This is a genomic window from Cupriavidus sp. 09_S30 (genome assembly GCF_056930435.1).
The window spans coordinates 754469-778050 of sequence record NZ_JBXOWI010000001.1; the positions used below are offsets into that span (position 1 = coordinate 754469).

Annotated in this window: 24 protein-coding genes and 1 tRNA gene; 11 read left to right on the forward strand and 14 right to left on the reverse strand. The window is 68.5% G+C overall.

Annotated elements, in window-relative coordinates; all coding sequences use genetic code 11:
• Window positions 1-17: 17 nt before the first annotated feature.
• Together rsgA and AC1Z3O_RS03565 are read right to left on the reverse strand one after the other, a co-directional pair.
• Window positions 18-983, reverse strand: coding sequence for a ribosome small subunit-dependent GTPase A (gene rsgA, locus AC1Z3O_RS03560; protein ID WP_483513574.1), 966 nt, complete (start codon window positions 981-983; stop codon window positions 18-20).
• Window positions 980-2227, reverse strand: a complete 1248-nt coding sequence (locus tag AC1Z3O_RS03565) for a M48 family metallopeptidase (protein ID WP_483513576.1) — start codon at window positions 2225-2227, stop codon at window positions 980-982. The genes rsgA and AC1Z3O_RS03565 overlap by 4 nt, the downstream gene beginning before the upstream one ends.
• Before the next feature lie 219 nt (window positions 2228-2446).
• Between AC1Z3O_RS03565 and orn the strand changes: the two genes are divergently transcribed.
• Complete coding sequence (gene orn / locus AC1Z3O_RS03570; protein ID WP_483513578.1) at window positions 2447-3079, forward strand: oligoribonuclease; 633 nt, start codon at window positions 2447-2449, stop codon at window positions 3077-3079.
• Between the two features lie 122 nt (window positions 3080-3201).
• On the forward strand, window positions 3202-4083 hold the full coding sequence (locus AC1Z3O_RS03575) for an AEC family transporter (RefSeq protein ID WP_483513579.1): 882 nt from the start codon (window positions 3202-3204) through the stop codon (window positions 4081-4083).
• A gap of 42 nt (window positions 4084-4125) precedes the next feature.
• On the opposite strand, the gene mog is transcribed toward AC1Z3O_RS03575, so the two are convergent.
• A complete protein-coding gene (gene mog / locus AC1Z3O_RS03580) occupies window positions 4126-4767 on the reverse strand; it encodes a molybdopterin adenylyltransferase (RefSeq protein ID WP_483513581.1) in 642 nt (213 codons plus the stop codon).
• A complete protein-coding gene (gene yjgA / locus AC1Z3O_RS03585; protein ID WP_483513583.1) occupies window positions 4764-5360 on the reverse strand; it encodes a ribosome biogenesis factor YjgA in 597 nt (198 codons plus the stop codon). The genes mog and yjgA overlap by 4 nt, the downstream gene beginning before the upstream one ends.
• Window positions 5361-5417: 57 nt before the next feature.
• On the opposite strand from yjgA, the gene pmbA reads away from it, so the two are divergent.
• Window positions 5418-6797 (forward strand): metalloprotease PmbA, encoded by a 1380-nt coding sequence (gene pmbA, locus AC1Z3O_RS03590; protein ID WP_483513585.1) that lies wholly within the window; start codon window positions 5418-5420, stop codon window positions 6795-6797.
• A gap of 113 nt (window positions 6798-6910) precedes the next feature.
• Here the strand turns inward: pmbA and AC1Z3O_RS03595 are convergent, their stop codons facing one another.
• The 3 genes from AC1Z3O_RS03595 to AC1Z3O_RS03605 form a co-directional block, all read right to left on the reverse strand.
• Entirely contained in the window at window positions 6911-7411 is a 501-nt protein-coding gene (locus AC1Z3O_RS03595; protein ID WP_483513586.1) for a dihydrofolate reductase, read from the reverse strand.
• The gene (locus tag AC1Z3O_RS03600; RefSeq protein WP_483513588.1) at window positions 7408-8202 is read right to left on the reverse strand and encodes a thymidylate synthase; all 795 of its coding nucleotides are present in this window, start codon (window positions 8200-8202) and stop codon (window positions 7408-7410) included. Before AC1Z3O_RS03600 ends, AC1Z3O_RS03595 begins: the two co-directional genes overlap by 4 nt.
• A gap of 138 nt (window positions 8203-8340) precedes the next feature.
• The gene (locus AC1Z3O_RS03605; RefSeq protein WP_483513590.1) at window positions 8341-9039 is read right to left on the reverse strand and encodes a TerC family protein; all 699 of its coding nucleotides are present in this window, start codon (window positions 9037-9039) and stop codon (window positions 8341-8343) included.
• Between the two features lie 539 nt (window positions 9040-9578).
• On the opposite strand from AC1Z3O_RS03605, the gene egtD reads away from it, so the two are divergent.
• Both egtD and AC1Z3O_RS03615 read left to right on the forward strand, forming a co-directional pair.
• Window positions 9579-10703, forward strand: coding sequence for an L-histidine N(alpha)-methyltransferase (egtD, locus tag AC1Z3O_RS03610; protein WP_483513591.1), 1125 nt, complete (start codon window positions 9579-9581; stop codon window positions 10701-10703).
• Between the two features lie 97 nt (window positions 10704-10800).
• Complete coding sequence (locus AC1Z3O_RS03615; RefSeq protein ID WP_483513592.1) at window positions 10801-12066, forward strand: SUMF1/EgtB/PvdO family nonheme iron enzyme; 1266 nt, start codon at window positions 10801-10803, stop codon at window positions 12064-12066.
• Window positions 12067-12231: 165 nt separating this feature from the next.
• On the opposite strand, the gene AC1Z3O_RS03620 is transcribed toward AC1Z3O_RS03615, so the two are convergent.
• Window positions 12232-14190: a DEAD/DEAH box helicase gene (locus AC1Z3O_RS03620; RefSeq protein WP_483513593.1), complete on the reverse strand. Its 1959-nt coding sequence runs from the start codon at window positions 14188-14190 to the stop codon at window positions 12232-12234.
• Window positions 14191-14729: 539 nt separating this feature from the next.
• Between AC1Z3O_RS03620 and AC1Z3O_RS03625 the strand changes: the two genes are divergently transcribed.
• Together AC1Z3O_RS03625 and AC1Z3O_RS03630 are read left to right on the forward strand one after the other, a co-directional pair.
• The gene (locus tag AC1Z3O_RS03625; RefSeq protein WP_483513594.1) at window positions 14730-14903 is read left to right on the forward strand and encodes a hypothetical protein; all 174 of its coding nucleotides are present in this window, start codon (window positions 14730-14732) and stop codon (window positions 14901-14903) included.
• Window positions 14904-15057: 154 nt separating this feature from the next.
• A tRNA-Arg gene (locus AC1Z3O_RS03630) sits at window positions 15058-15132 on the forward strand.
• Between the two features lie 101 nt (window positions 15133-15233).
• Here AC1Z3O_RS03630 and AC1Z3O_RS03635 read toward each other — a convergent pair.
• Together AC1Z3O_RS03635 and AC1Z3O_RS03640 are read right to left on the reverse strand one after the other, a co-directional pair.
• Window positions 15234-15824, reverse strand: coding sequence for a DUF2939 domain-containing protein (locus AC1Z3O_RS03635; RefSeq protein ID WP_483513595.1), 591 nt, complete (start codon window positions 15822-15824; stop codon window positions 15234-15236).
• A 72-nt stretch (window positions 15825-15896) separates the two neighbouring features.
• Window positions 15897-16094: a hypothetical protein gene (locus AC1Z3O_RS03640; RefSeq protein ID WP_483513596.1), complete on the reverse strand. Its 198-nt coding sequence runs from the start codon at window positions 16092-16094 to the stop codon at window positions 15897-15899.
• 399 nt (window positions 16095-16493) lie between these two features.
• On the opposite strand from AC1Z3O_RS03640, the gene AC1Z3O_RS03645 reads away from it, so the two are divergent.
• Complete coding sequence (locus AC1Z3O_RS03645) at window positions 16494-16625, forward strand: hypothetical protein (RefSeq protein ID WP_483513597.1); 132 nt, start codon at window positions 16494-16496, stop codon at window positions 16623-16625.
• Window positions 16626-16904: 279 nt separating this feature from the next.
• A complete protein-coding gene (locus tag AC1Z3O_RS03650; protein WP_483513598.1) occupies window positions 16905-17117 on the forward strand; it encodes a hypothetical protein in 213 nt (70 codons plus the stop codon).
• A 259-nt stretch (window positions 17118-17376) separates the two neighbouring features.
• On the opposite strand, the gene AC1Z3O_RS03655 is transcribed toward AC1Z3O_RS03650, so the two are convergent.
• The gene (locus AC1Z3O_RS03655) at window positions 17377-17709 is read right to left on the reverse strand and encodes a DMT family transporter (protein WP_483513600.1); all 333 of its coding nucleotides are present in this window, start codon (window positions 17707-17709) and stop codon (window positions 17377-17379) included.
• Between the two features lie 287 nt (window positions 17710-17996).
• Between AC1Z3O_RS03655 and AC1Z3O_RS03660 the strand changes: the two genes are divergently transcribed.
• Complete coding sequence (locus tag AC1Z3O_RS03660) at window positions 17997-18479, forward strand: hypothetical protein (RefSeq protein WP_483513601.1); 483 nt, start codon at window positions 17997-17999, stop codon at window positions 18477-18479.
• Window positions 18480-18524: 45 nt separating this feature from the next.
• Here AC1Z3O_RS03660 and AC1Z3O_RS03665 read toward each other — a convergent pair whose 3' ends face one another.
• Window positions 18525-19706 (reverse strand): benzoate/H(+) symporter BenE family transporter, encoded by a 1182-nt coding sequence (locus tag AC1Z3O_RS03665; RefSeq protein WP_483513603.1) that lies wholly within the window; start codon window positions 19704-19706, stop codon window positions 18525-18527.
• A 426-nt stretch (window positions 19707-20132) separates the two neighbouring features.
• On the opposite strand from AC1Z3O_RS03665, the gene AC1Z3O_RS03670 reads away from it, so the two are divergent.
• The gene (locus tag AC1Z3O_RS03670; protein WP_483513605.1) at window positions 20133-22097 is read left to right on the forward strand and encodes an ATP-binding cassette domain-containing protein; all 1965 of its coding nucleotides are present in this window, start codon (window positions 20133-20135) and stop codon (window positions 22095-22097) included.
• Window positions 22098-22155: 58 nt separating this feature from the next.
• On the opposite strand, the gene AC1Z3O_RS03675 is transcribed toward AC1Z3O_RS03670, so the two are convergent.
• Window positions 22156-22290 carry a hypothetical protein gene (locus tag AC1Z3O_RS03675; protein WP_483513607.1) on the reverse strand — a complete coding sequence of 45 codons (135 nt, stop codon included), beginning with the start codon at window positions 22288-22290 and terminating at the stop codon, window positions 22156-22158.
• Window positions 22291-22315: 25 nt separating this feature from the next.
• The gene (locus tag AC1Z3O_RS03680; RefSeq protein ID WP_483513608.1) at window positions 22316-23527 is read right to left on the reverse strand and encodes an MFS transporter; all 1212 of its coding nucleotides are present in this window, start codon (window positions 23525-23527) and stop codon (window positions 22316-22318) included.
• Between the last annotated feature and the right edge of the window lie 55 nt (window positions 23528-23582).

A 23582-nucleotide genomic window follows, 5' to 3' on the forward strand; every position in this document is an offset into this window, starting at 1 on the left:
GCCGCCACGCGCCTACCTTACCACGGCTTCTGCTGGCTCGACTCGTGCAGCAACTGGGCGTAGAGCTGGTGGCGCCGTTCGGAGATTGCGCCCGACTGCACGGCCTCCAGCACGCCGCAGCCGGGCTCGTTGATGTGGTGGCAGTTGTAGAAGCGGCAGGCGGTCAGGCGCGGGCGGAACTCCGGGAAGGCGCGTTCGAGCATGCCTTCGCTCAGGTGATAGAGGCCGAATTCCTGGAAGCCGGGCGAATCGATCAGGCAGCCCTGCCGGTCGTCGACCATGCTCCAGTCGGGCGGCAGCGCATAAAGGCGGGTGAAGGTGGTGGTGTGCTTGCCTGAATCGAGCTTGGTCGAGATCTCGCGTGTTTGCGCCTCGACGCCTGGGATCAGCAGGTTCAGCAGCGAAGACTTGCCCATGCCGGACTGGCCGATCAGGATGGTGGACAAGCCCGCCAGCCGCGGCCGCAGCAGCGCCTCGGTGCCTTCCGGGTCGCCGTGCACCGACAGCTCGAGCACTTCATAGCCAAGCGCGCGGTAGGGCGCCAGCCGTTGCCGTCCGGCCTCCAGCCGGTCGGTCAGGTCGATCTTGTTGAGCACCACCAGCGGACGGATCTCCAGCGCTTCCGCGGCCACCAGCGCGCGCCCGAGCAGGTCTTCGGAGAAGCTCGGCTCGGTCGCCAGCACGATCACCACCTGGTCGATATTGGCGGCCAGCAGCTTGGACTTGAACTGGTCGGAGCGGTGCAGCAGGTTCTTGCGCGGCAGCACGCCGGTGATCACCACCTGGTCGACCGCGGCCTGCTCGACGCCGACTCTGTCGCCGACCGCGCAGTCGCTGCGCTTGCCGCGCGGGAAGGCGTGCAGCAGGCTGCCGTCGGCCATTTCCACCACGTAGTGGCGGCCGTGCGCGGCCACCACCAGCGCCTGATGGGCCTGTTGCGCCTTGCCGTGGGCGGCGCGCTGATGCCGGACGACGCGGCTCATGCGTGTGCCAGCAAGCGGTCGATGCGCTGCGCTGCCGGTGGATGCGAATAGTAGAAGGCGCTGTAGAGCGGGTCGGGCGTCAGCGTGGACGCATTGTCCTTGTACAGCTTGACCAGGGCCGAGACCAGGTGGCTGGCGTCGGTCTGGTCGGCGGCGAAGGCGTCGGCCTCGAATTCGTGGCGGCGCGAGCTGACGCTCGACAGCGGCCCGAGCAGGAAGGTGAAGACCGGCAGCGTCAGGAAGAACAGCACCAGCGCGAGCGCATGGTTGGACACGCCCAGATTGGGCAGCACGCCCAGGCCAGTGTAGAACCAACTGCGCGTCGACAGCCAGCCCAGCAGCGCCAGGAAGGCCAGGCTGAGGGCGAAGGTGACGACGATGCGCTTGGCCACGTGGTGGCGCTTGAAATGGCCCAGCTCGTGCGCCAGCACGGCCTCGATCTCGTCGCCCGACAGGCGCGACAGCAGCGTGTCGAAGAAGACGATGCGCTTGGCGGCGCCGAAGCCGGTGAAGTAGGCGTTGCCGTGCGCGCTGCGGCGGCTGCCGTCCATCACGAACAGGCCCTTGCTGGCGAAGCCGCACTTGCGCAGCAGCACCTCGATGCGCGTCTTCAGCGCGTCGTCGGTCAGCGGCTCGAACTTGTTGAACAGCGGCGCGATGAAAGTGGGGAAGACCACCAGCAGCAGCAGGTTGAAGGCCATCCAGACCAGCCAGGTCCAGACCCACCAGAACTGCCCGGCCTGGTCCATCAGCCACAGCACCGCCAGCAGCAGCGGCAGGCCCAGCACGCAGGCCACCGCCATCATCTTGACCAGGTCGGCCAGCCACAGGCCCCAGGTCATCTTGTTGAAGCCGAAGCGTTGTTCGATGCCGAACTGGCCATACAGAGAGAACGGCAGTTCGGCCAGCCCGCCGATCAGGGCCACGCTGCCAACCAGCGCCACGCCGTAGGCATAGCCCGGGCCGAAGGTGCCCAGCCAGAACTGGTTGAGCGCATGCAATCCGCCCAGCAGGGTGAAGCCGATCAGCACCGCGGCGCTGACCAGCACTTCGAGCATCGACAGCCGCGTGCGGGCGATGGTGTAGTCGGCCGCCTTCTGGTGTGCGGGCAGCGCGATGGTATCGGCGAAGCGGGCCGGCACCGCATTGCGGTGGCGCCCGACGCAGGCGACCTGCCGGACGGCCAGCCAGAGCTTGGTCAGCACCATGACCGTGAGTGCGGCAAGAAAGAGAAGGGTGAACATCGGGCGGGCCTTTGGTCGGAATTCGCCGCAGCGGGCGCCACGCGCGCGAAGCGCAGCGGACGCCCCGTGCGGGCGGTTATGCGAGAATTATAAATTGTTCGCGCCCGGGGCTCAGGGCCGCGGCGCGCGGGGCGCTGCCGCGCCGCCCGCCCGTGCTTTCCCGTATCCGTCCCCGGGACTCTATCCCTGGGGCTCTATCCCGCTTTCCCGATCGTCCAGATGACAAGCAATACCCACGTCGGCGCCGCCGCCAAATCCGTCAAGAGCGAAAACAACCTGGTCTGGCTGGACATGGAAATGACCGGCCTGTCGCCCGACAATGACCGCATCATCGAAGTGGCCGTGGTGGTGACCGATTCCGAGCTGAACATCCTCACCGAAGGCCCGGTGCTGGTGATCCATCAGGACGATGCCGTGCTCGACGGCATGGACAACTGGAACAAGGGTACTCACGGGCGCTCCGGCCTGATCGACAAGGTCAAGGCCTCGACCCTGACCGAGGAGCAGGCCGAGGCCGAGCTGCTCGCCTTCCTGAAGCGCTGGGTGCCGGCCGGCAAGTCGCCGATGTGCGGCAACTCGATCTGCCAGGACCGCCGCTTCATGGCGCGCTACATGCCCAAGCTGGAGTCCTTCTTCCACTACCGCAACCTCGATGTGTCGACCCTGAAGGAGCTCTGCAAGCGCTGGGAGCCGGCCATCCACAAGGGCTTCGTCAAGCGCCAGCTGCACACCGCGCTGGCCGATATCCTCGAGTCGGTCGAGGAGCTGCGCTACTACCGCACGCACTTCATCCGCCACCCGAGCGCCCCCGCGCCGGCCCCGGCCGCCGACGCCTCGCCCGCCCAGCAGTAAGCCGGCAGCCCACAATAATCCGAGCGGCCGGCAGGCCGCCGTCCCGCCGCGCCCGCGCGCGGCCTTCAATGCGTTCCGTCGCGCCCCGTCGCGTCCCGCCGCGCTCTCCCAGGCCGCCCGCCATGCTTGCCCGCATCGTCTCCATCATCACGCCGGTGATCCTGATCATCCTGATCGGCTGGCTGTACGGGCGCCGTGCCCACCCCGACATGGCCGGCATCAATCGCGCCATGCTCGACGTGATCGCGCCGCTGCTGGTGGTGTCCGCCTTTGTCAGCAAGGATTTCGTGCTGGCCGACCAGCTCGAGCTGCTTGCCTGCGCGGTGGCGGTGGTGCTGGGATCGGGCGTGCTGGCCTGGCTGGCGGCGCGGCTGATGGGGGCCGATCCGCGCACCTTCGTGCCGCCGATGATGTTCAATAACTGCGGCAACATGGGGCTGCCGCTGTCGGTGTTCGCCTTCGGCCAGGCCGGCCTGGCGCCGGCGGTGGCGCTCTTTGCGGCGTCGAACCTGATGCACTTCACCATCGGCATGAAGATCGTCAACCGGCATGCCTCGCTGGCGCAGATCGCGCGCAACCCGATGGTGCTGGCCACCGTGGCGGGGGTGGGCCTGTCGCTGGCGCGGCCGTGGTTCGCCTTGCCCGAGCCGGTCTACCAGTCGATCAAGCTGCTCGGCGATGCCACCGTGCCGCTGATGCTGTTCGCGCTGGGCGTGCGCATGAAGGATGTGAGCCTGCGCAACTGGGGCAGGGGCGTGGCCGGCGCCGTGCTGTGCCCGCTGACCGGGCTGGCCTGCGCGCTGGTGCTGGCGCAACTGGTGCCGCTGACGGAATTGCAGCGCGGCCTGCTGTTCGTGTTCGCAGCGCTGCCGCCGGCGGTGCTGAACTTCCTGGTCGCCGACCACTTCCGGCAGGAGCCGGACCAGGTGGCGTCCATCGTGTTGCTCGGCAATATCGGCGCCGTGGTGTTCGTGCCGGTGGGGCTCTATCTGGGCCTGCGCTGATTGCGTGACCCTTCGCGGCCCTTCGCTGAGTCGGGCGGGCTCTCAGCCCGCGCTCTTGGGGCGGATCGCGTTCTTCGGCCGGAAGGCCTTGACCACGGCCTCGTTGGTTTCCATATAGGGCCCGCCGATCAGGTCGATGCAGTAGGGCACGGCGGCGAAGATGCCGGGCACCAGGGGCTTGCCGTCGCCGCCGCGCAGGCCCTCGAGGGTCTCGCGGATGGCGCGCGGCTGGCCGGGCAGGTTGACGATCAGCGCGGCGCGGCTCGCGGTTTCGCGGATCACCGCGACCTGGCGCGAGAGGATGGCCGTGGGCACGAAGTGCAGGCTGATCTGCCGCATCTGCTCGCCGAAGCCGGGCATTTCCTTGGTGCCCACCGCCAGGGTGGCCTCAGGCGTCACATCGCGGCGCGAAGGGCCGGTGCCGCCCGTGGTCAGCACCAGGTCGCAGCCGGCCACGTCCACCAGTTCGATCAGGGTCTGCGAGATCAGCGCCTGCTCATCGGGGATCAGGCGTTCGGTGGCCTGCCAGGGCGAGCTCAGCGCCTGCCCCAGCCATTCACGCAGCGCCGGGATGCCTTCGTCCTGGTAGGTGCCCGCGGAGGCACGGTCGGAGATCGAGACCAGGCCCACCACGAGTTCGTCGGGGTGGCGGCGGGTGATCGGCTGGGGCTGGGTTTGCGTCATTCCTGTGGCTCCTTGGCGGCATCGTCCGCGCCGGCGTCCGGCGCCTCGCCGCCGAGCGCGGTCTTGATGGCCTGGAACAGTTCGCGGAAGTAGCGCGGCGGCTTGCCCTGCTGGTGCTCCCTGCGCGCGTTGCGGATGATGTTGCGCAGCGTCTGCACGTCGTCGACCGGATGCTCGGCCAGGAAGCGCGTCAGCGCATCGTCGTCGGCAAGCAGCAGTTCGCGCCAGCGCTCGACCAGGTGCAGCTTGGCCGTCTCGGCCTTGCTGGTTCCCTTGAAGGCTTCCAGCGCGCCCCGGATCGCCTCGACCTCGTCGTCGTCCAGCGAGCGCATGATCTTGCCCACGAACTGGAGCTGGCGGCGCTTGCCTTCATGGCTGTTGATCCGGCGTGCCGCGTGGATCGCATCGGCCAGGGCTTCGGGCATGGGCACGCGTGCCAGCCGGTCCTTGGGCAGGGCCTCGAGTTCGGCGCCCAGGTCCTGCAGCGCGGTCATCTCGCGCTTCTTCTGTGACTTGCTCTTCGGCTCGTCGTCGGCATCCGGCTCGGGGGCGAAGGCGCCTGGGAATCTTGAGGGTTGGGAGTTTCGCGTCATGGGGTGCATTTTATCTTGCTATGATTCCCGTTTGGACTTTTGATCAAGCCACCCAGCATGGACCTGACCGTGGACCAGACCACAGAACCGACCGCCCATTTCACCTATACCCCGGCCCAGCTCAGCGAGATGGCCGCCGATGTGCTGCGTGTGGCACGCGAGCTCGGCGCCACCGATGCTGCCACCGAGATTTCCGAAGGGGGTGGGTTGTCGGTATCGGTGCGCAAGGGGCAGGTCGAGACCATCGAGCAGAACCGCGACAAGGTGGTCGGCGTGACGGTGCTGATCGGCAAGCGGCGCGGCAATGCGAGCACCTCCGATTTCTCGCCGACGGCGCTGCGCGCAACGGTGGAGGCGGCCTACAACATCGCACGCTTCACCGCCGAGGACGACTGTGCCGGCCTGGCCGAGGAGGAGTTGCTGGAGCGCGCGCCGCGCGACCTGGACCTGTTCCATCCCTGGACCCTGGACGCGGAAGAGGCCATCGACATCGCGCGACGCGCCGAAGCCGCCGCCTTCGCCGTCTCGCCGCGCATCCGCAACTCCGACGGCGCCAGCGTTTCGGCCCAGCATTCGCAGTTCATGCTGGCCACCTCGCGCGGCTTCATGGGCGGCTATCCCTATTCGCGCCATTTCATCTCCTGCGCGCCGATCGCCGGCAACGGCAGCGGCATGCAGCGCGACGACTGGTATTCGTCCAAGCGCTCGCCGCTGGCGCTGGCCGCGCCCGAGGACATCGGCCGCTACGCCGCCGAGCGCTCGCTCGCGCGGCTGAACGCGCGCAAGCTGTCCACGCGCCGCTGCCCGGTCCTGTTCGAGGCGCCGCTGGCCGCGGGGCTGCTGGGCGCCTTCGTGCAGGCGGTCTCGGGCGGCGCGCTGTACCGCAAGTCGACCTTCCTGCATGACACGCTCGGCAAGGCGGTCTTTGCCCCGCACGTGCAGATCCACGAGCAGCCGCATGTGCCCGGCGCGATGGGCAGCGCGCCCTTCGACGAGGAAGGCGTGCGCACGCGGGCGCGCGATGTGGTGCGCGACGGCGTGGTCGAGGGCTACTTCCTCTCCACCTATTCGGCGCGCAAGCTCGGCATGCAGACCACCGGCAACGCCGGCGGTTCGCACAACCTGACGCTGTCGAGCTCGCTGACGGCAGCCGGCGACGATTTCCCCGCCATGCTGGCCAAGATGGGCACCGGCCTGCTGGTGACCGAGCTGATGGGGCAGGGCGTCAACTACGTCACCGGCGACTACTCGCGCGGCGCCTCGGGCTACTGGGTGGAGAACGGTGTGATCCAGTATCCGGTGGAGGAGATCACCATCGCCGGCAGCATGAATGAGATGTTCCAGCAGATCGTGGCGGTCGGCGCCGATGCGCTGGTGCGCGGCACCAAGGAAACCGGCTCCATCCTGATCGAGCAGATGACGATTGCCGGCAACTGAAGCCAGCTACTGAGGCCGGCCGCGTGGTCAAGCAGAACGGGCGCCGAGGCGCCCGTTCTGCTTTGTGCGGCAGTCGTGCCACCGGCGCCGGCGCCCCTGTGGCGCCGGTCCGTTCATTCCTCGCCCGATGGCGGGCGCTCGTACACGACGAAGGCATAGTCGAAGCCGTTGGCCTCGCTATGGTGCGTCTCGCGTGTGGTCTCCACCCACCGGCTGTGGTCGATCGGCGGGAAATGGGCGTCGCCTTCCACCTCGGCGTCGATCTCGGTGACCACCAGCCGGTCGGCGCTGGGCAATGCCTCGGCGTAGAGCTGGGCGCCGCCGATCAGGAAGACCTGCTCGACGCCCACGCACAGCCGCTGTGCCTCTTCCAGCGACGGCGCCACTTCGGCGCCGGCCAGCTGCAGCGCCGGGTTGCGGCTGACCACGATGTTGCGCCGGCCCGGCAGCGGGCGGCCGATCGAGTCCCAGGTCTTGCGGCCCATGATCACCGGCGCGCCCATGGTGGTGCGCTTGAAGTGGGCCAGGTCCTCGGGCAGGCGCCAGGGCAGCGCGTTGTCGCGGCCGATCACGCCATTGCGGGCCTTGGCCACGATCAGTGTCAGCAGGGTCATACGGCCACCGGCGCCTTGATCGCTTCGTGCGACTGGTAGCCTTCCAGCGTGAAGTCTTCGTAACGGTAGTCGAAGATGCTGTCCGGCTTGCGCGCGATCACCAGGCGCGGCAGCGCCAGCGGCGCGCGCGCGAGCTGGGTGCGCACCTGCTCGAAGTGGTTGTTGTAGATGTGGCAGTCGCCGCCGGTCCAGATGAACTCGCCCACCTCCAGGCCGGTCTGCTGCGCCATCATATGGGTCAGCAGCGCGTAGCTGGCGATGTTGAAGGGCACGCCCAGGAAGATGTCGGCGCTGCGCTGGTAGAGCTGGCAGGAGAGGCGGCCGTCGGCCACGTAGAACTGGAAGAAGGCGTGGCAGGGCGGCAGCTTCATGCGCGGGATGTCGGCCACGTTCCAGGCCGAGACTATCAGCCGGCGCGAGTCCGGGTTGGCGCGGATCTGCGCCACCAGATCGGTGATCTGGTCGATGTGGCGGCCGTCCGGCGCCGGCCACGAGCGCCACTGCGAACCGTAGACGGGGCCAAGCTCGCCGTTCTCGTCGGCCCACTCGTCCCAGATGGTGACGCCGTTCTCCTGCAGGTAGCGGACATTGGTCGAGCCCTGCAGGAACCACAGCAGTTCGTGGATGATGGACTTCAGGTGCAGCTTCTTGGTGGTCACCACCGGGAAGCCTTCGCGCAGGTCGAAGCGCATCTGATGGCCGAAGACCGAACGCGTGCCGGTGCCGGTGCGGTCGGCCTTGTCGGTGCCATGCTCGTACACATGGCGCATGAAGTCGAGGTACTGTTTCATCGGCGCGGGCGCTGGGATTGCGGCTGATATTGCGGTGTCGGGGGCGCGGACGGGGAGTCCGCGCGAGCCCCGCATTTTATCCCATGCGGCGGATCGCCATGGCCGGCACGCCGGTGCGTGCCGGCTCGTGGTGCGGCCTCAGTTGCCCGCGGGTTCCGGCGCGTGGCGCTGCTTGGCCAGGTAGCCGCCGCCCAGCACGCCGCCGATGATCAGCGCGTACAGGCCCCACAGCAGCGCGGGGTTGGCGGCGAAGACGTGCTTGATCAGCGGCTCGCCCGAGACCATCTTGGCGGCCGTGAAGGCCAGCACGCCGGCGCCCAGGTAGATGATGGCCGGGTAGCGCGCCATCAGCTTGAGCACCAGGCTCGAACCCCAGACCACGATGGGGATGCTGATCAGCAGGCCCAGCAGCACCAGCAGGAAGCTGCCATGTGAGGCACCGGCCACGGCCAGCACGTTGTCGATGCCCATCACCGCGTCGGCAATGATGATGGTCTTCATCGCGCCGATCAGCGTGGTGGCGCCGGCGCCATGCTCGTCGCCGTCACCGTCCTCGGCCAGCAGCTTGTAGGCGATCCACACCAGCGCCAGGCCGCCCACCAGCATGAGCCCCGGGATCTTGAGCAGCCAGACCACGCCGACTGTCATGGCGGAGCGCACCACCACGGCGCCGATCGTGCCCCAGACGATGGCCTTCTTCTGCAGATGAGGCGGCAGGTTGCGCGCGGCCAGCGCGATGACGATGGCGTTGTCGCCGGCTAGCACGAGGTCGATGACGACGATGGTTGCCAGTGCCGTGAGGAACTGCATCGTGAACAGATCGGTGAACCACTCCATGAGTACTCCTCAAGTACGAATAGCTGCGTTGGATTCGCCTGGAGTCATGAAGCTGGGGAGGAATGACCGCCTTTGCAAACCATGAAGCCAGGTTGCAAAGGTCTTGCTCGACATCGGCCGGTTCGGCGGGCGAACCGTGGCGAAGTCAGCACAACCGGGGACGCTGTCCCGGAATGACGATTGTGCTAAGGGCAGGGCCCCGGAGCTACTCCCCTTTGAAGGGACGCGGCCGCTGCCGGCCACGTTGGACGCCAATTATAATCGAAACGATGCCGATGTGAAGCCCGCGCATCGGCAGAATTCGGCTCCGATGTGGTCATATACGCGCACTTTGGCGCGGGTTCCCGCCGGGTTGGGTCCGTGTTCCGCATTGCGGACCTTTCGTGCCGGCTTCGGCGTGCGCCTCGCGGCAACCGTTTCAATCTGCGCAATGTCCGGCTTGCACCTATGCTTGGTGCATCGGCCGCGGCCGGGTGGCCTGCCGTTCTGCCGCCGGCCGTCGGGGATGCTCGCAGTATCCAACAACAAGGAACGACGACATGCCGGCTGTACCCACCCCGCTTCACCCTACGCGCCGCGCGCTGCGCGGTGCCCATGAAGACGAGTCCGAAGACGGGCAAGAGGACGCACGTGGCGAGACCTTGGAGGCCCTGCGCCGCCGGCTGATCGCGCTTGCCAGCGGCCACGACGGGCAAGGCGGCCCGGCCGCACCGCCACGACCGGTCTTCGTGCAGCAGTACCGTGAGGATGACGCCGCGCTGCGCGAGGAAGTGGTCGCCGGGCTGTGCCGGGAGGCGGCCAGAATCAGCCCCAAGCTGTTCTACGACGTGTTGGGCTCGCGCCTGTTCGAGGCGATCACGGAACTGGACGAGTACTACCCGACGCGCACCGAAGCATCGATCTTTGCCGCCTGCGCGGCGCCGATCGCGGCGCGCGCCGGCAGCGGCTGCGTGCTGGTGGACCTGGGTGCCGGCAACTGCCGCAAGGCGGCAGGCCTGTTCGCCAGCCTGCGCCCCGCGCAATATGTGGCGGTGGACATCTCGGTCGACTTCCTGCGCGGAACGCTCGACTGTCTGCAGCAGCAGTATCCGCAGATCCCGATGCTCGGCCTGGGCGCCGACCTGTGCGGCGACCTGACGCTGCCGCCCGAGGTGACGGGCGGCCGCCGCCTGTTCTTCTACCCCGGCTCCAGCATCGGCAATTTCGCGCCCGACGCCGCGCTGGCCTTGCTGGGCCGCCTGCGCGGCCAGGCCCGTGCGGGCGACGGCCTGTTGATCGGCGTCGACCTGGTCAAGGAAGAGGCTGTGCTGCGTGCGGCCTACGACGACTCTCTGGGCGTCACCGCCGCGTTCAACCGCAATGTGCTGTGCCACGTCAACCGCATCATCGGCAGCGACTTTGCGCTGGCCGACTGGCGGCACGTGGCGGGCTTCGATGCCGGTGCCTCGCGCATCCAGATGCATCTGGAGGCCGTGCGCGATCTCACCGTGCGCTGGCCCGGCGGCGCGCGCCGCTTCGCCGCCGGCGAGCGCATCCATACCGAAGACTCGTACAAGTTCCGGCCGCAAGCCTTCGCCAGCCTGCTGGAGGCGGCGGGCTTCCGCGATCCGGTCTGCTGGACTGACCCGCAACACTGGTTCGCCGTCTTCCACGCGCGGGCCTGAGCCGCGCCGGTCGGGCGGCGATGTCATAATGCCCTGCGCCGCCACCGCGCCGGCTTCGCGGTGGCGGTCTTCCCAACTTCTGTGGCAGGGCCTGAGAATGAGCGGTTTCTCGATGCTTCCCGATCTCCACTTCACCGGCGGCAGGTCCCACTGGACCGACACAAGACGCCTGCCGCGCGAAGCGCTGGCGCAGGCGCTGGTGGAAACCCGCAACCGCACGCTGGCCTGGCTGGCTGCCTTCGGCCAGACGCGGCGGGGGTGGGAGGTGCCGCGCCAGTACGATGCCGATCCGCCGCTCTGGACGCTTGGCCACGTCGCCTGGCACACGGAATGGTGGTGCCTGCGCGACGTGCGCGTGATCGACCGCGACGGCGTGCGGCTGGCTGTGGCGGGTGCGCCGGCGCGGCTCGAGGGCGCCGACGACTGGTTCGACCCCGACCGCATCGACCCGGATGCGCGCTGGGACGCGGCGCTGCCGGATGTGGCGGTGGTCAAGGGCTATGCTGCCGACGTGCTCGACGGCGTGCTGCGCCGGCTGGCCTTGCTGCCCGACGACGGCGACGCCACGCTTTACCCGGTGCGGCGCGCCTTGTTCCATGAGGATGCGCAGGGCGAGGGCATTGCCGCGTTGCTGCAGGCCCTTGGCATGGCGCCTGCCGGAGCCGCAAGCGTGCCGCCGGCCAGCGCGATGGCGGCCGGCCGCGCCGGCGTGCTGCAGTTTCCCGGGGGGCGCTTCACCCAGGGCTGGGTCGAGGCGGATGGCTTCGCGCTGCCCGACGAACTGCCACCCCAGCGCACTTACGTGCCGGCCTTCGAGATGGATGCCACGCCGGTCAGCAATGCGCAGTTCCTGGAGTTCGTCGAGGATCGCGGCTATGAGCATCCGGCCTGGTGGTCTGCCGCGGGTTGCCAGTGGCTGATGGCCCAGGAGCGCTCGGCGCCGCGCTACTGGTCGCGCCACCCGCAGTCCCGCGCCTGGATGGTCGAGCGCTTCGGCACGCTGCGCACGCTCAATCCGGACGAACCGGTGCGCCACGTCAGCCTGTTCGAGGCCCAGGCCTGGTGCGCCTGGGCCGGGCGCCGCCTGCCGGCCGAAGCAGAGTGGGAACTCGCCGCCACGCAGAACCGCGCTGGCATGTCCTGGGGCATGGTCCGCGAATGGACGGCCACGCCCTACGAGCCCTATGCGGGGTTCGTCGCGCAGCCGGCCGATGCCGGCATGGTCGGCCGTTTCGCGGTTTGCCAGGCGGTGCGCGGCTGCTCGTTCGCGAGCCCGCCGCGGCTGCGCCATCCGCGCGCGCGCACCGCCTTGCTGCCGGACACCGACCTTGCCTTCATCGGCTTTCGCACCTGCGCGCTGTAGGCGGAGGCCGGACACGGGCCGGATATGGCCCGGAAGGGGATCGAGGGGCCAGGAGGCCAACAGTCCGCTGGCTCGGGCATAAAAAAAGCACCCCATCGGGGTGCTTTTTCATGCCTGGCGTCCAAGGGCCGACCCGTCATCGGGGCCGGCCTGGGACGATGCCGATCAGCGCTCGTAGCGGTTGCGGCCGCCGTTGTTGCGCTGGCCGCCGAAGCCGCCGCGCTTGTTGTCGCCGAAGTCGCGGTTGCCGAAGCTGCGGTTCTCACCGCCGCCGAAGCCGCCGCGATTGCCATTGCCACGGTTGTCGCCGTCACCGAACTTGCGCTCGCCGAAATTGCGCTCACCACCGAAGCTGCGGTCGCCGAAGCTGCGTTCGCCGCCGAAGCTGCGGCCGCCTTCGCGATTGCCGTCACGATTGCCGCCGCGGTAACCGCCTTCACCGCGCGCCTGGCCCTGGCCTTGGCCTTGGCCTTGGCCTTGGCCACGATAGCCGCCGTCGCGGTAGGCGCCTTCGCGGTTGCCGAAGCCGCGGTTCTCGCCGCCGCCGAAGCCTTCGCGATTACCAAAGCCGCGGTTCTCGCCGCCGCTGAAGCCTTCACGGTTGCCGAAGCCGCGGTTCTCACCGCCGCCGAAGCCGCCGCGATTGCCAAAGCCGCGGTTCTCACCGCCGCCGAAGCTGCGCCCGCCTTCCTGGCCGCCACGATAGCCGCCCGGCTTGCCGCGGAAGTCGCCACGGCCGCCCGGCTTGCCGCCGAAGCCGCCGGTACGCGGCTTGGGCGAGCGGCGCGGCTCCAGGCCTTCGATCACCGAGGCGTCGATGCGCTGGTTGGTGAAGCGCTCGATGCGGCGCCACTGGAACATGTCGCCGTGATTGACCAGGTTGATGGCGATGCCCGAGCGGCCGGCGCGGCCGGTACGTCCGATGCGGTGCACGTAGTCTTCAGCCTGCTTGGGCAGGTCGAAGTTGACCACGTGGGTGATGTCCGGCACGTCGATGCCGCGCGCGGCCACATCGGTGGCCACCAGCACGCGCAGGTTGCCGCGGCGCAGCGCGGTCAGCGTGCGGTTGCGCGCGCCCTGGGTCATGTCGCCGTGCAGGGCGCCGGCGGAGAAGCCGGTGTCGGACAGGCGCTCGGCCAGCGAATCGGCGTCGCGCTTGGTGGCCGTGAAGACGATGGCCTGCTTCAGGTCCGCGTCGCGCAGCAGGTGGTCGAGCAGGCGCTCCTTGTGCGACATGTCGTCGGTGAAGTGCAGGCGCTGCTGGATATGGCTCTGGTCCATGCGTGCCGCGGCGATCTCGATGCGCTGCGGATCGCGCAGCTGGCGCGAGGCGAGTTGCGCAATGCGGGAGTCCAGCGTGGCCGAGAACATCAGCGTCTGGCGGCTGGCCGGCGTGGCGGCGACGATGGCGTCGATGTCATCGGCGAAGCCCATGTCGAGCATGCGGTCGGCTTCGTCGAAGACCAGCATGTCGAGCGCGGACAGGTCGATGCGGCCGGCTTCGATATGGTCGAGCAGGCGGCCCGGCGTGGCCACCAGGATGTCCGGCATCTTGGCCAGCATGGCCAGTTGCTTGGGGTAGGGCATGCCGCCCAGGATGCTGGCGCAGACGATGCGGCGCAGGTGGCGGCCGTACTTGGCGGCGGCCTCGGTCACCTGCAGCGCCAGCTCGCGCGTGGGCGTCAGCACCAGCAGGGACGGCTGTGCCGCTGCAGGGCGCGGGCGGCGGCCCTTGATGCGCTTGACCGGCTCTTCGGCGCGCGGGCGGTTCGGTGCCGGCTTTTCGCTGATGCGCTGGATGGCGGGCAGCATGAAGGCTGCGGTCTTGCCGGAGCCGGTCTGGCTCGAAACCAGCAGGTCGCGGCCGGCCAGGAAGGCCGGGATGGCCTGAGCCTGCACCGGCGTCGGGTTGTTGTAGCCTTGGTCGGCCAGGGCGCGCAGGATGGCGGGGTCGAGGCCGAGGGTCGCGAATCCGCTTTGTGCCTCGGGCTGGGCGTCGCCGGCTTGCGCGTCGTCTTGCACGCCGTTGAGCATCGCGTCGAGCTTGTCGAGCGGGCTGGACGTGGCAATGGCGTCGTCAGCGGAGGCAATAGCTTGCTCCGCACGGATATCGTGCTGGGTCATGTCGTAATCATCAATGTGCAAGGCACCCCGGCGAATGGAAGGTCCCGGGGCGGGCGCAGTGCAAAGTCTTAAAAAGGCTTCGGCGCCAATCGGTGAGGCCGTTACGACAGACACAGCTGACGGTACGGCGGCAGGCAGGGGCGGCAGACCAAGAGGCTGGCGGGTCCCTGGCAGGCAAGCGGCCCGGAAGGCAGCTCAACAGGATCGGAGACGAGGCGACGTCGGGTGAGAAATGCGTTCTGTCCGGCATGCTTCGCCGGGTTGGCCGGCGGGTAGGCGGGAGGCAGAGCTGGAGAGCCGGGAGGCGGTTCCGATGCGGGATCGGCGAGCGCTGAAAAGCTCACAGTGCGAACTCACGGCGCGCAGTATAGCAGAAATCGGATTTCGATGCTGCGCTGCGAAAAAGCGATTGCAGACGACCGGCCGGCCTGCGTCCGGGAAAGGGGGCGGGTTTGGCGTTTGCATCCGCCTGCGGCAGGCCTATACTGGTGATGCCGGCCCCAAGGTGGTCGGTTCGGAGGTGGACCCAGAATAGTCTGATGACCTTCTCCAGCATTTGCCTGCTGCTCGCCGTCAGCATGGCGATCATCATCGCCATCGCCAGTGTTCCTGCGGCTGTCCGGGTGGTCCGGATGGGCGTCCGCGTGATGGGCGGAATCATAGGAATCCTGCTTGCGCTACTGCTGGTCGAAATGCTATCGGCGCTGACCTAGAAGGTCCGGTCCCGTCCACATCCAGCCCGCCAGGACATTGGCGGGCTTTTCATTTGCCGGCCTGGCACCGCAAAGAGGCTGGTTCCTGCCCTTTTTTCCGCGTACAATGCCGCGGCACTTCCGTGTCGCCCATCCGTGGCTGCACCGTGCGGTTCTCGCCGTAGTTCAATGGATAGAACGAGCGCCTCCTAAGCGCTAGATACAGGTTCGATTCCTGTCGGCGGGACCATCCACAATGATTGTTCTCCCGGTTCTCCCGGTTCTCCCGGTTCTCCCGGTTTGCCCGCATCGCCTGGCGCCTTCTGCGGGTAGCGCGGGGTAGCGCGCCGCCTAAGGTCGCGTCCCCGCTCCGGGCAATTGCACCCCGCACCATTTCCACGACCACAGCCCGTCGCGGCGCAGGTCGAGCACGACGCGCTCGCCGTTTTCCCGCCTGGCCGAGGCCTCCACGCGATTCCAGCCGCGGTAGGCGACTTCGTACCGCAGGGATTGCCGCTGCGGCGGCGCGGGCGGCGGCGCCGTGCCGCTGTCGGCGGGCGCCGGGGGTTCGGGTACGGGCTGGGGCGGCGGGCTGGCGTCCGGCCGCGCTTCGCCCTGCGCCATGATGGCCATGACGCCTGCCGGCGTGACCATGGTGTCGACCACGGTGTTGACCATCGCTGTGCCGATCATCTTGCCGATGCTGGCGAAGGGCGTGTCCTTGAGCGCGGGCGTGCCCAGCCGCTCGTGCAGCGAGTTCAGGATCTGCCCCTTCAGGCTCTCGCGCAGGGCGGGATAGTCGACGTAGCGCGAGAACTTGTCAGCGTCGCGTGCCTCGATGGCCGCGTGCATCTGGTGGAGGGTCCAGTAGGGGCTGGCATAGCTGCCGGCTCCCACGGCAAGCGCCAGCGCGACCGCGCCGGCAGTGGCTTTTCTATGCATCTCGGATCTCGGTTCCCCGTGCGGCCGCTGCGGCCGTTGCGGCCGTTGCGGCCGTTGCGGCCGGCATGCCGGTCAGGCGACCCGCGCCACGATGTCGAGAACGCGGCGGCCGAGCTTGGTCAGGCGCGGCCACCGGCCGCAGTCCGTCCCGCTCTCCAGGCTGACGAGCCGGCGGTCCAGCAGTGTCTGCAGATCGGTCGGGTTCAACTGGCGATGGTCGTGCGTGCTGTCGACGATCATGAGGGCGGCAAGTTCATGCGCACTGAGCATGTTGTCTCCTTGGCGAGGCGCTGTCGGATGTCGCGCCGTAAAGACGGGGGGTGGGCGGCCTGGTGCCCATGTTGGCCAGGCCTTGCGGGGGCCGCCCGGATGCGCTCTGTGCGGGACGGCAGATCTCTGCCTTGGTGGCAGGCGTTTACTCTCGCTCGGGCCAGGCAGCCAAGCAACGCCGAATACACTTGCTTACATGGGTGGAGAAATTGTCACGTTTGTATCGGCAGGGCATCCATTGGTGGTGGCAACGCCGCGCGGATGGCGGGGTCAAATCATAGGGCGGCACGCCGCAGGCCTTCTGCGCGCGTTCGCCGCGCATCGGCCAGGCCATAGGCGGGAAACGTGCCCGGAGGAGCTGTTTCCGTCCCTCTGCCACCGCATGCATAGGGCAACACCATGAAGTTCCACATCCATCCTCTCGATCCCCACGCGCCACACCACGGCGCACGCTACTACCTCGCGCTGGCCGCCGGCTTGCTGCTGCCTGCCGTCATCTATCTGGTGTGGACGTACATGACGGCCCGTTAGCCGGGCGGGGCGCCTGACGCTGGCGAGTGGGGCGCTGAAGATCAGAGGGGGGCGCGGCAACGCGCTGCGGTCCCCGCGATCCGGGGGGGGGGAGCTTGCCTGCCGGCGCGGACCCGGGGCAAGCCCCGGCGCCAAGGTCTCAATTCGCGCCGGTAGGGGGCGCTACGCAGGTCGTCGCGCGGAGAGTCGGATTTCGACGGTGTCTCGAATCAGAAAGCGGCCTGAATCAGGTCGGCAAACAGCGAGGTGCTAGGATGAAATCACAGAGCGGAGACGACCATGGAATGCGGTACGTTGGAGTACAAGGGCTACGTCGTCCACGTCTTCTGCGACAAGATCCGAGACGGTGCCTACCTGGCATGCTGCGAAATCTGGGAGGATGCGGCCGTCGTGCAGGAGTCGAGGTCGGTCGGGCGCGAGCATCCCAGCCCGGTCGCGGCCAGGGACGCGGCATACGCCTGGGCGATGAGATGGATCGACGCCAATAGTTGAGCCCTGCGGTGGCGTTCTGCCTTTGCAGGGGAGAGTGGCGGGCGCGTGGCGGTGTGTCCTGGCGGCGTCTTCGCTTGCCGAAGAAAGGCGGACCCACGGCTGGCCGGGGGTCCGCGGAAGGGAAATTGGGCGTTGGATGTCTGGCCCAGCGCAATCTTCGCGCCAAGGGCAGTTTTCCACACTTGGAGGAGCCGGCGCTTTCCGGGGATGATCGGACTTGCCTTGCCTGGCCTTTTGTGATCTTGCCTCTTGTCCGCCGCTAGTGCGCTTCCATTTTCGAGAACAGCTGGATCACCGCGACGCCCGCCACGATCAGCGCGATGCCGACCCAGGCGGCCAGGTCCGGCAACTGGCGGTACAGCACGCTGGCGATCAGCGTGACCAGCACGATGCCGGCACCGCACCAGATCGCATAGGCGACGCCCACCGGCACGGTCTTCATCACCTGCATCAGTAGGAAAAAAGCGGCGACATAGCCCGTCACGACAAGGACGCTGGGCACCAGCCTGGTGAAATCCTGGGAAGCCTTCAGGCTGCTGGTGGCGATGACCTCGGCCGCGATGGCGAGGGCCAGAAGAAGATAGCTGTTCATGAACAAGGTAAATGAAGCGCCGGATTCGGCTGCGGGATCGCGCCATGATAAATGGCGTTGGCGGCTGATGCGAGGGCGAACGGGCGTTGGTGAGGAGCGGCCTTACCCGGCTGCGGGGGGCGAAGTGTGGCTTCGGCCCAACTGCGCGGCTGTCGGGCTACCCCACCTTGGCATGGAATCAGCTCGCAATCGGTGGTTTTCGATCAGAATGTCCGCATCATCCACCGGCCCCGGGGCCGGTGGCGGGCAGGCCGGCGCAGTCGGTGCAGCTTTCAGGGGGAGCCGCAATGGACGAGGGACTCGACAGGACGACGGTCTGGCCTGATGCCGATGCGCATGGCGCATGGGAGAACACCATCGCCGCCGCCGACCAGGCGCTGGAAGAGGCGGCCCGCATCCAGCGCAACGTCCAGCAGACCTTGAAACTGCAGGCCGAAGTGCGCAGCTTGCGCGAGGAACTGGCCAAGGCGCACGCGGAACTCGACCGCTATCGCGGCATGCACGCACGCGTGGTGCTCGCCATGCGCCAGATGGAAGAGGAACACGCGAGCGCTGCCACGCAGTTGCAGGCCGATGCCGAGTTGCTGCGCGTGCGCCATCGCGTCTACCGGCTGCTGGCCGAGCACTATGCGCTGACCGCCTTGGGCCTGGATGCGGAGACCTTCGCCGAGCACCGCGACCGTGTGCTGCAGCACGTGCTGTTCCAGAAGCGCAAGGGCCAGCTGATCAGCGAGATCCGGGCCGCGGACCTGGCCTTCCTGCTGCTCTAGCGGGCAGCTAGCCGGCAGCAAGCAGCCAGGCGGGGCTCCTGTGCCTCAGGCCGTCTGCCGCTGGCGCAGTACCAACAGGGCCAGCATGCCGCCCACCACACCCCAGAAAGCCGAGCCGATGCCGGCCAGTGTCATGCCCGAGGCCGTGATCATGAACGTCAGCAGCGCAGGCTCGCGTTCCTGCGGCGACTGCATGGCGACCGTGAGCCCGCTGGCGATTGAGCCGAGCAGGGCAAAGGCCGCCAGCGCCACCACCAGCGCCTTGGGAAAGGCGGCGAACAGCGCCGCGATGCTGGCCGCCAGTACGCCCGCCACCAGATAGCCGATGCCGCAGACCACCGCCGCCGTGTAGCGCCGCTCGCGATCGGGGTCCGCCTGTGCGCCGGTGCAGATGGCCGCGGTGATGGCGGCAAGGTTGATGCCATGCGAGCCGAAGGGGGCCAGCACGGCCGAGGCCAGTCCCGTCACCGTGATCAGGGGCGAGGCGCGCACGTGGTAGCCGTCCGCGCGCAGCACGGCCAGGCCCGGGATGTTCTGCGAGGCCAGCGCCACGATGAACAGCGGGATGGCGATGCTGATGAAGGCCTGCAGCGAGAAGGCCGGCGTGGTCCAGACCGGCTGGGCGACGGCGAAGTGGAAGTTCTCGAAGTGCAGCTGGCCGAGCGCGCCGGCCAGCGCCACGCCGACCAGCAACACGCCGGGCACGGCGTAGCGTGGCCACCAGCGGCGCCCGAGCAGGTAGGCGGCGAACATCGCCAGCAGCAGGACCGTCTGCTGCTGGGCTTCTACGAAGACCTCGACGCTGATGCGGAACAGGATGCCGGCCAGCAGCGCGGAGGCAATGCTAGCCGGCAGCGCCCGCATCAGGCGGTCGAACCAGCCAGTCAGCCCGGCGGCGGTCATCAGCAGCGCGGCCAGCAGGAAGGCGCCGATGGCTTCCGCATAGGGCACGCCCGGCAGGCTGGCGATCAGCAGCGCCGCGCCCGGCGTGGACCAGGCGACGACAATCGGCACGCGGGCGACCAGGGACAGGCCGATGGTGGTTACGCCCATGCCGATCGACAGGGCCCAGATCCAGGAGGCGATCTGCGCGGCGGACAGGTGGGCGGCCTGGCCGGCCTGCACCATCAGCACGAGCGAGCTGGTGTAGCCGGTCATCATGGCGACCAGGCCGGCGACCAGAGCCGAAACGGACAGGTCGGCGAAACGCAGGGGACGTGGATTCATCGGGCGGGGTGGGAGCAGGCGGCGCAATCGGCGCATGTAGCGCGGGTCGGCCATCTTCGCACGACTTGCCTTGCGGCGTAAGGTGGGCGCGGCGTGGCGGCCGGCTGCCATGGCTGCATTGCCCCGCGGAGGCGACAAGTCCGCCCTCGGGCGCGCTGCTTCGGCCGCTGACGGGGCTTTCCCTTACGGAGTTTTCCGACTGGAGCGGCACATGGGCGCTTGCTATTCTCAACCTGTGCCTTGCGAGCAGGGCACCGAGGAGAGACTCTTGGGCCCCCGGCGTGGGCCCATTTTTTTTGGCCGGCGCGCGGGCGGGTCGAGCCGGGCCAGTGTGCCGGCGCCTCGACTACAATGCGGCCTGCACCCGCGTGCCGCCACCCGAACGGGTTTGCCGCGCGCGCCACACCGGATTCTCTCTGACGTTTCATGGCCCTGTTCTCCATTACCGATGCCCAACTCGCCTTCGGGCATGTGGCGCTGCTCGACCACACGGATTTCTCGCTGGAAGCCGGCGAGCGCGTCGGCCTGATCGGCCGCAACGGTTCGGGCAAGTCCTCCCTGCTGAAGATCGTGGCCGGCCTCGCCGCGCCCGACGACGGGCTGATCTCGCGGCAGAACGGCGTGACCACGGCCTACGTGCCGCAGGAGCCGCAATTTGAAGCCGGGCTGACGGTCTTCGACGCCGTCTCGCAAGGCATGGGCGCCGCCCACGATCTGCTGGCCTGCTATGAAGCTGCCGCGGCGGCCCTGGCCGAGGGCCACGGCGGACAGGATGAGGCTGCGGCGCTGGCCGAATTGCACCGGCTGCAATCGGAACTGGACGCGGCCGGCGCCTGGCAGCTGCGCACGCGCGTCGAAACCACACTGGCCCAGCTCGGGTTGGACCCGAAGGCCCCGGTCGATGGGCTGTCCGGCGGCACGCAGAAGCGGGTCGCGCTGGCGCAGGCCCTGGTGGCCGAGCCGGACATCCTGCTGCTCGACGAGCCGACCAACCATCTCGACGTCGCCGCCATCCGCTGGCTGGAGGACCTGCTGCTGGCCTTCCGCGGCAGCGTGCTGCTGATCACCCACGACCGAGCCTTCCTCGATCGCGTGGCGACGCGCATCGTCGAGCTGGATCGCGGCCGCCTGCTGTCCTTCCCCGGCAACTTCGCCGCCTACCAGGCGCGCAAGGAAGAGCTGCTGGCTGCCGAGCAGGTCGAGCAGGCCAAGTTCGACAAGCTGCTCGCGCAGGAGGAAGTCTGGATTCGCAAGGGCGTGGAAGCCCGCCGCACGCGCAGCGTCTCGCGCATCCAGCGGTTGGTGGCTATGCGTACGGAACGCGCCGCGCGGCGCGAGGCGCAGGGCAACGTCAAGCTGGAGGTGGCGCAGGGCGATCGCTCGGGCAAGATCGTGGCCGAGCTGACCGATGTCAGCAAATCCTTCGGCACGCCGCCCGCGGCCAAGACGGTGGTGCGCGATTTCTCCGCCACCCTCATGCGCGGCGACAAGGTCGGCCTGATCGGGCCCAACGGCGCCGGCAAGACCACGCTGCTGCGGCTGATCCTGGGCGAGCTGCCGCCGGACACCGGCACCGTGCGCAACGGCAGCAACCTGCAGGTTGCCTACTTCGACCAGATGCGCGGCCAGCTCGACCTGGAGCGCTCGCTTGCCGACACCATCAGCCCGGGCAGCGACTGGGTCGAGATCAACGGCCAGCGCAAGCACGTGATGAGCTATCTGGGCGACTTCCTGTTCGCGCCCGAGCGCGCGCGCTCGCCGGTCAAGTCGCTGTCCGGCGGCGAGCGTAACCGCCTGCTGCTGGCACGCCTGTTCGCGCGCCCCGCCAACGCGCTCGTGCTGGACGAACCGACCAACGACCTGGACATCGACACCCTGGAACTGCTGGAAGAACTGCTGCAGGACTATCCCGGCACGGTCTTCCTGGTTTCCCACGACCGCGCCTTCCTCGACAACGTCGTCACCTCGACCATCGCCGCCGAAGGCGACGGGCGCTGGCGCGAGTATGTGGGTGGCTACGCCGACTGGGAACAGCAGTCGGCGCGCGCCGCTCAGATCCAGGCGCAGCAGGCCCAGCAGGCGCGCGGCGCCGAAGCGGCGGCCGAGGCCGCCAAGCCGCGCGAAGGTCGCGAGGCGCGCGGCGCCAACCGCACCGTCAAGCTGTCCTACAAGGAGCAACGCGAACTGGACGGCCTGCCCGAGCGCATCGCCTCGCTCGAGGAAGAGCAGAAGGCCATCACCGCGCGCCTGGCCGACGGCTCGCTCTATGTCAGCGACCCTGCCGGCGCGGCGCAACTCGCCACGCGCCACGACGAGATCGAGATAGAACTGCTGGAGGCGCTGGAGCGGTGGGAGATCCTGGAGGCGAAGAGCCGGGGCGAGAGTCAGTAGCAGCGGCAGTGGCGGCCCGCCGAGGCCGCCGCGCCGGCGGCGCCGGCGCCTGCTGTCTTCACCCGCACCACGCCAGCACCATATTGGCGAGATCCACCATGAAGGCCGGCCGCAGGTAGGCCAGGAAGGCCAGCACCGTGACAGCCGCCAGCGCGGCCAGGCCGGTGGCATGCAGGAGGCGCCTGGTCGTCATAATCCGCTCTGCCTGTGGGCCGCCCTCATGCCGCCGCGACCTGCGGCCGCACCACGGCATGCTCGCGGATCGGCAGGTTCACCAGCGCGGCCATCACGCCCAGTGCGATCGCCAGCATCCAGACGGTGTCATAGCTGCCGGTGCGGTCGTAGAGGAAGCCGCCCAGCCAGGCGCCGAGGAAGCTGCCGATCTGGTGCGAGAAGAACACCACGCCCGACAGCATGGACAGATAGCGCACGCCGAATACCTGGGCGATGATGCCGTTGGTCAGCGGCACGGTGGACAGCCATAGCGCGCCCATCAGCGCGGCGAACACCCAGGTGCTGGCGGTGGAGAGCGGCAGCAGCAGGTAGCCGGTGATGATGACCGAGCGGGCCAGGTAGATGAAGGCCAGCAGATAGCGCTTCGGCACACGCTGGCCCAGCAATCCGGCGCTGTAGGTGCCGAAGACGTTGAACAGGCCGATCAGCGCCAGCGCCACGGTGGCGATCTTGGGGTCGCCCAGGCCGCGGTCTTTCAGGTACGGCGCGAGGTGCACGCCGATGAACACCACCTGGAAGCCGCACACGAAGTAGCCCAGCGTCAGCAACTGGAAGTTGCGGTTGCCGAAGGCCTCGCGGATGGCCTGGCCGATGGTCTGGTGTGCGGCACCCGAGCCGTCGGCCATGTCGGGCTCGCGCAGGGCAAATGCCAGCGGCAGCATCAGGCAGGCCATCGCGGCCAGCACGAACAGCGCGTTCTGCCAGCCGACGCTGGAAATCAGCGTCTGCTCGACCGGGATCATCAGGAACTGGCCGAAGGAGCCGGCCGCCGCGGCGATGCCCATGGCCCAGATGCGCTTCTCGGCGCTGGCGACGCGGCCGATCACGCCGTAGACCACGCTGTAGGTGGTGCCAGACTGCGCTATGCCGATGAGCAGGCCGGCGCCGGACGCAAAGGCGGTGCCGGTCGTGGCCATGGCCATCACCAGCAGGCCGGCCACGTACAGCGCCACGCCGACCAGCATCACCCTGACCGCGCCGAAGCGGTCGGCGAGGGCGCCGGCGAAGGGCTGGCTGGCGCCCCACATCAGGTTCTGCAGCGCCAGGGCGAAGGCGAAGGTTTCGCGGCTCCAGCCGTGCGTCTGGGTGATGGGCAGGTTGAACAGGCCGAAGCCGTGGCGGATGCCCATCGAGAGGGTGACGAGGAGGCCGCCGCAGACCAGTACGGTGCCCAGTGAAAGTTGTCGATTCTGCATGTCTGGCTCGGTGCGCTTGGTTCTATGCCGTTGGGTGTCGTTGTTGTTGTTGTTC

Excerpts from the sequence above, each read along its gene's own strand:
- rsgA (WP_483513574.1), bottom strand. The coding sequence starts at position 983 with ATGAGCCGCGTCGTCCGGCATCAGCGCGCCGCCCACGGCAAGGCGCAA.
- AC1Z3O_RS03565 (WP_483513576.1), bottom strand. The coding sequence starts at position 2,227 with ATGTTCACCCTTCTCTTTCTTGCCGCACTCACGGTCATGGTGCTGACC.
- orn (WP_483513578.1), top strand. The coding sequence starts at position 2,447 with ATGACAAGCAATACCCACGTCGGCGCCGCCGCCAAATCCGTCAAGAGC.
- AC1Z3O_RS03575 (WP_483513579.1), top strand. The coding sequence starts at position 3,202 with ATGCTTGCCCGCATCGTCTCCATCATCACGCCGGTGATCCTGATCATC.
- mog (WP_483513581.1), bottom strand. The coding sequence starts at position 4,767 with ATGACGCAAACCCAGCCCCAGCCGATCACCCGCCGCCACCCCGACGAA.
- yjgA (WP_483513583.1), bottom strand. The coding sequence starts at position 5,360 with ATGACGCGAAACTCCCAACCCTCAAGATTCCCAGGCGCCTTCGCCCCC.
- pmbA (WP_483513585.1), top strand. The coding sequence starts at position 5,418 with ATGGACCTGACCGTGGACCAGACCACAGAACCGACCGCCCATTTCACC.
- AC1Z3O_RS03595 (WP_483513586.1), bottom strand. The coding sequence starts at position 7,411 with ATGACCCTGCTGACACTGATCGTGGCCAAGGCCCGCAATGGCGTGATC.
- AC1Z3O_RS03600 (WP_483513588.1), bottom strand. The coding sequence starts at position 8,202 with ATGAAACAGTACCTCGACTTCATGCGCCATGTGTACGAGCATGGCACC.
- AC1Z3O_RS03605 (WP_483513590.1), bottom strand. The coding sequence starts at position 9,039 with ATGGAGTGGTTCACCGATCTGTTCACGATGCAGTTCCTCACGGCACTG.
- egtD (WP_483513591.1), top strand. The coding sequence starts at position 9,579 with ATGCCGGCTGTACCCACCCCGCTTCACCCTACGCGCCGCGCGCTGCGC.
- AC1Z3O_RS03615 (WP_483513592.1), top strand. The coding sequence starts at position 10,801 with ATGAGCGGTTTCTCGATGCTTCCCGATCTCCACTTCACCGGCGGCAGG.
- AC1Z3O_RS03620 (WP_483513593.1), bottom strand. The coding sequence starts at position 14,190 with ATGACCCAGCACGATATCCGTGCGGAGCAAGCTATTGCCTCCGCTGAC.
- AC1Z3O_RS03625 (WP_483513594.1), top strand. The coding sequence starts at position 14,730 with ATGACCTTCTCCAGCATTTGCCTGCTGCTCGCCGTCAGCATGGCGATC.
- AC1Z3O_RS03635 (WP_483513595.1), bottom strand. The coding sequence starts at position 15,824 with ATGCATAGAAAAGCCACTGCCGGCGCGGTCGCGCTGGCGCTTGCCGTG.
- AC1Z3O_RS03640 (WP_483513596.1), bottom strand. The coding sequence starts at position 16,094 with ATGCTCAGTGCGCATGAACTTGCCGCCCTCATGATCGTCGACAGCACG.
- AC1Z3O_RS03645 (WP_483513597.1), top strand. The coding sequence starts at position 16,494 with ATGAAGTTCCACATCCATCCTCTCGATCCCCACGCGCCACACCACGGC.
- AC1Z3O_RS03650 (WP_483513598.1), top strand. The coding sequence starts at position 16,905 with ATGGAATGCGGTACGTTGGAGTACAAGGGCTACGTCGTCCACGTCTTC.
- AC1Z3O_RS03655 (WP_483513600.1), bottom strand. The coding sequence starts at position 17,709 with ATGAACAGCTATCTTCTTCTGGCCCTCGCCATCGCGGCCGAGGTCATC.
- AC1Z3O_RS03660 (WP_483513601.1), top strand. The coding sequence starts at position 17,997 with ATGGACGAGGGACTCGACAGGACGACGGTCTGGCCTGATGCCGATGCG.
- AC1Z3O_RS03665 (WP_483513603.1), bottom strand. The coding sequence starts at position 19,706 with ATGAATCCACGTCCCCTGCGTTTCGCCGACCTGTCCGTTTCGGCTCTG.
- AC1Z3O_RS03670 (WP_483513605.1), top strand. The coding sequence starts at position 20,133 with ATGGCCCTGTTCTCCATTACCGATGCCCAACTCGCCTTCGGGCATGTG.
- AC1Z3O_RS03675 (WP_483513607.1), bottom strand. The coding sequence starts at position 22,290 with ATGACGACCAGGCGCCTCCTGCATGCCACCGGCCTGGCCGCGCTGGCG.
- AC1Z3O_RS03680 (WP_483513608.1), bottom strand. The coding sequence starts at position 23,527 with ATGCAGAATCGACAACTTTCACTGGGCACCGTACTGGTCTGCGGCGGC.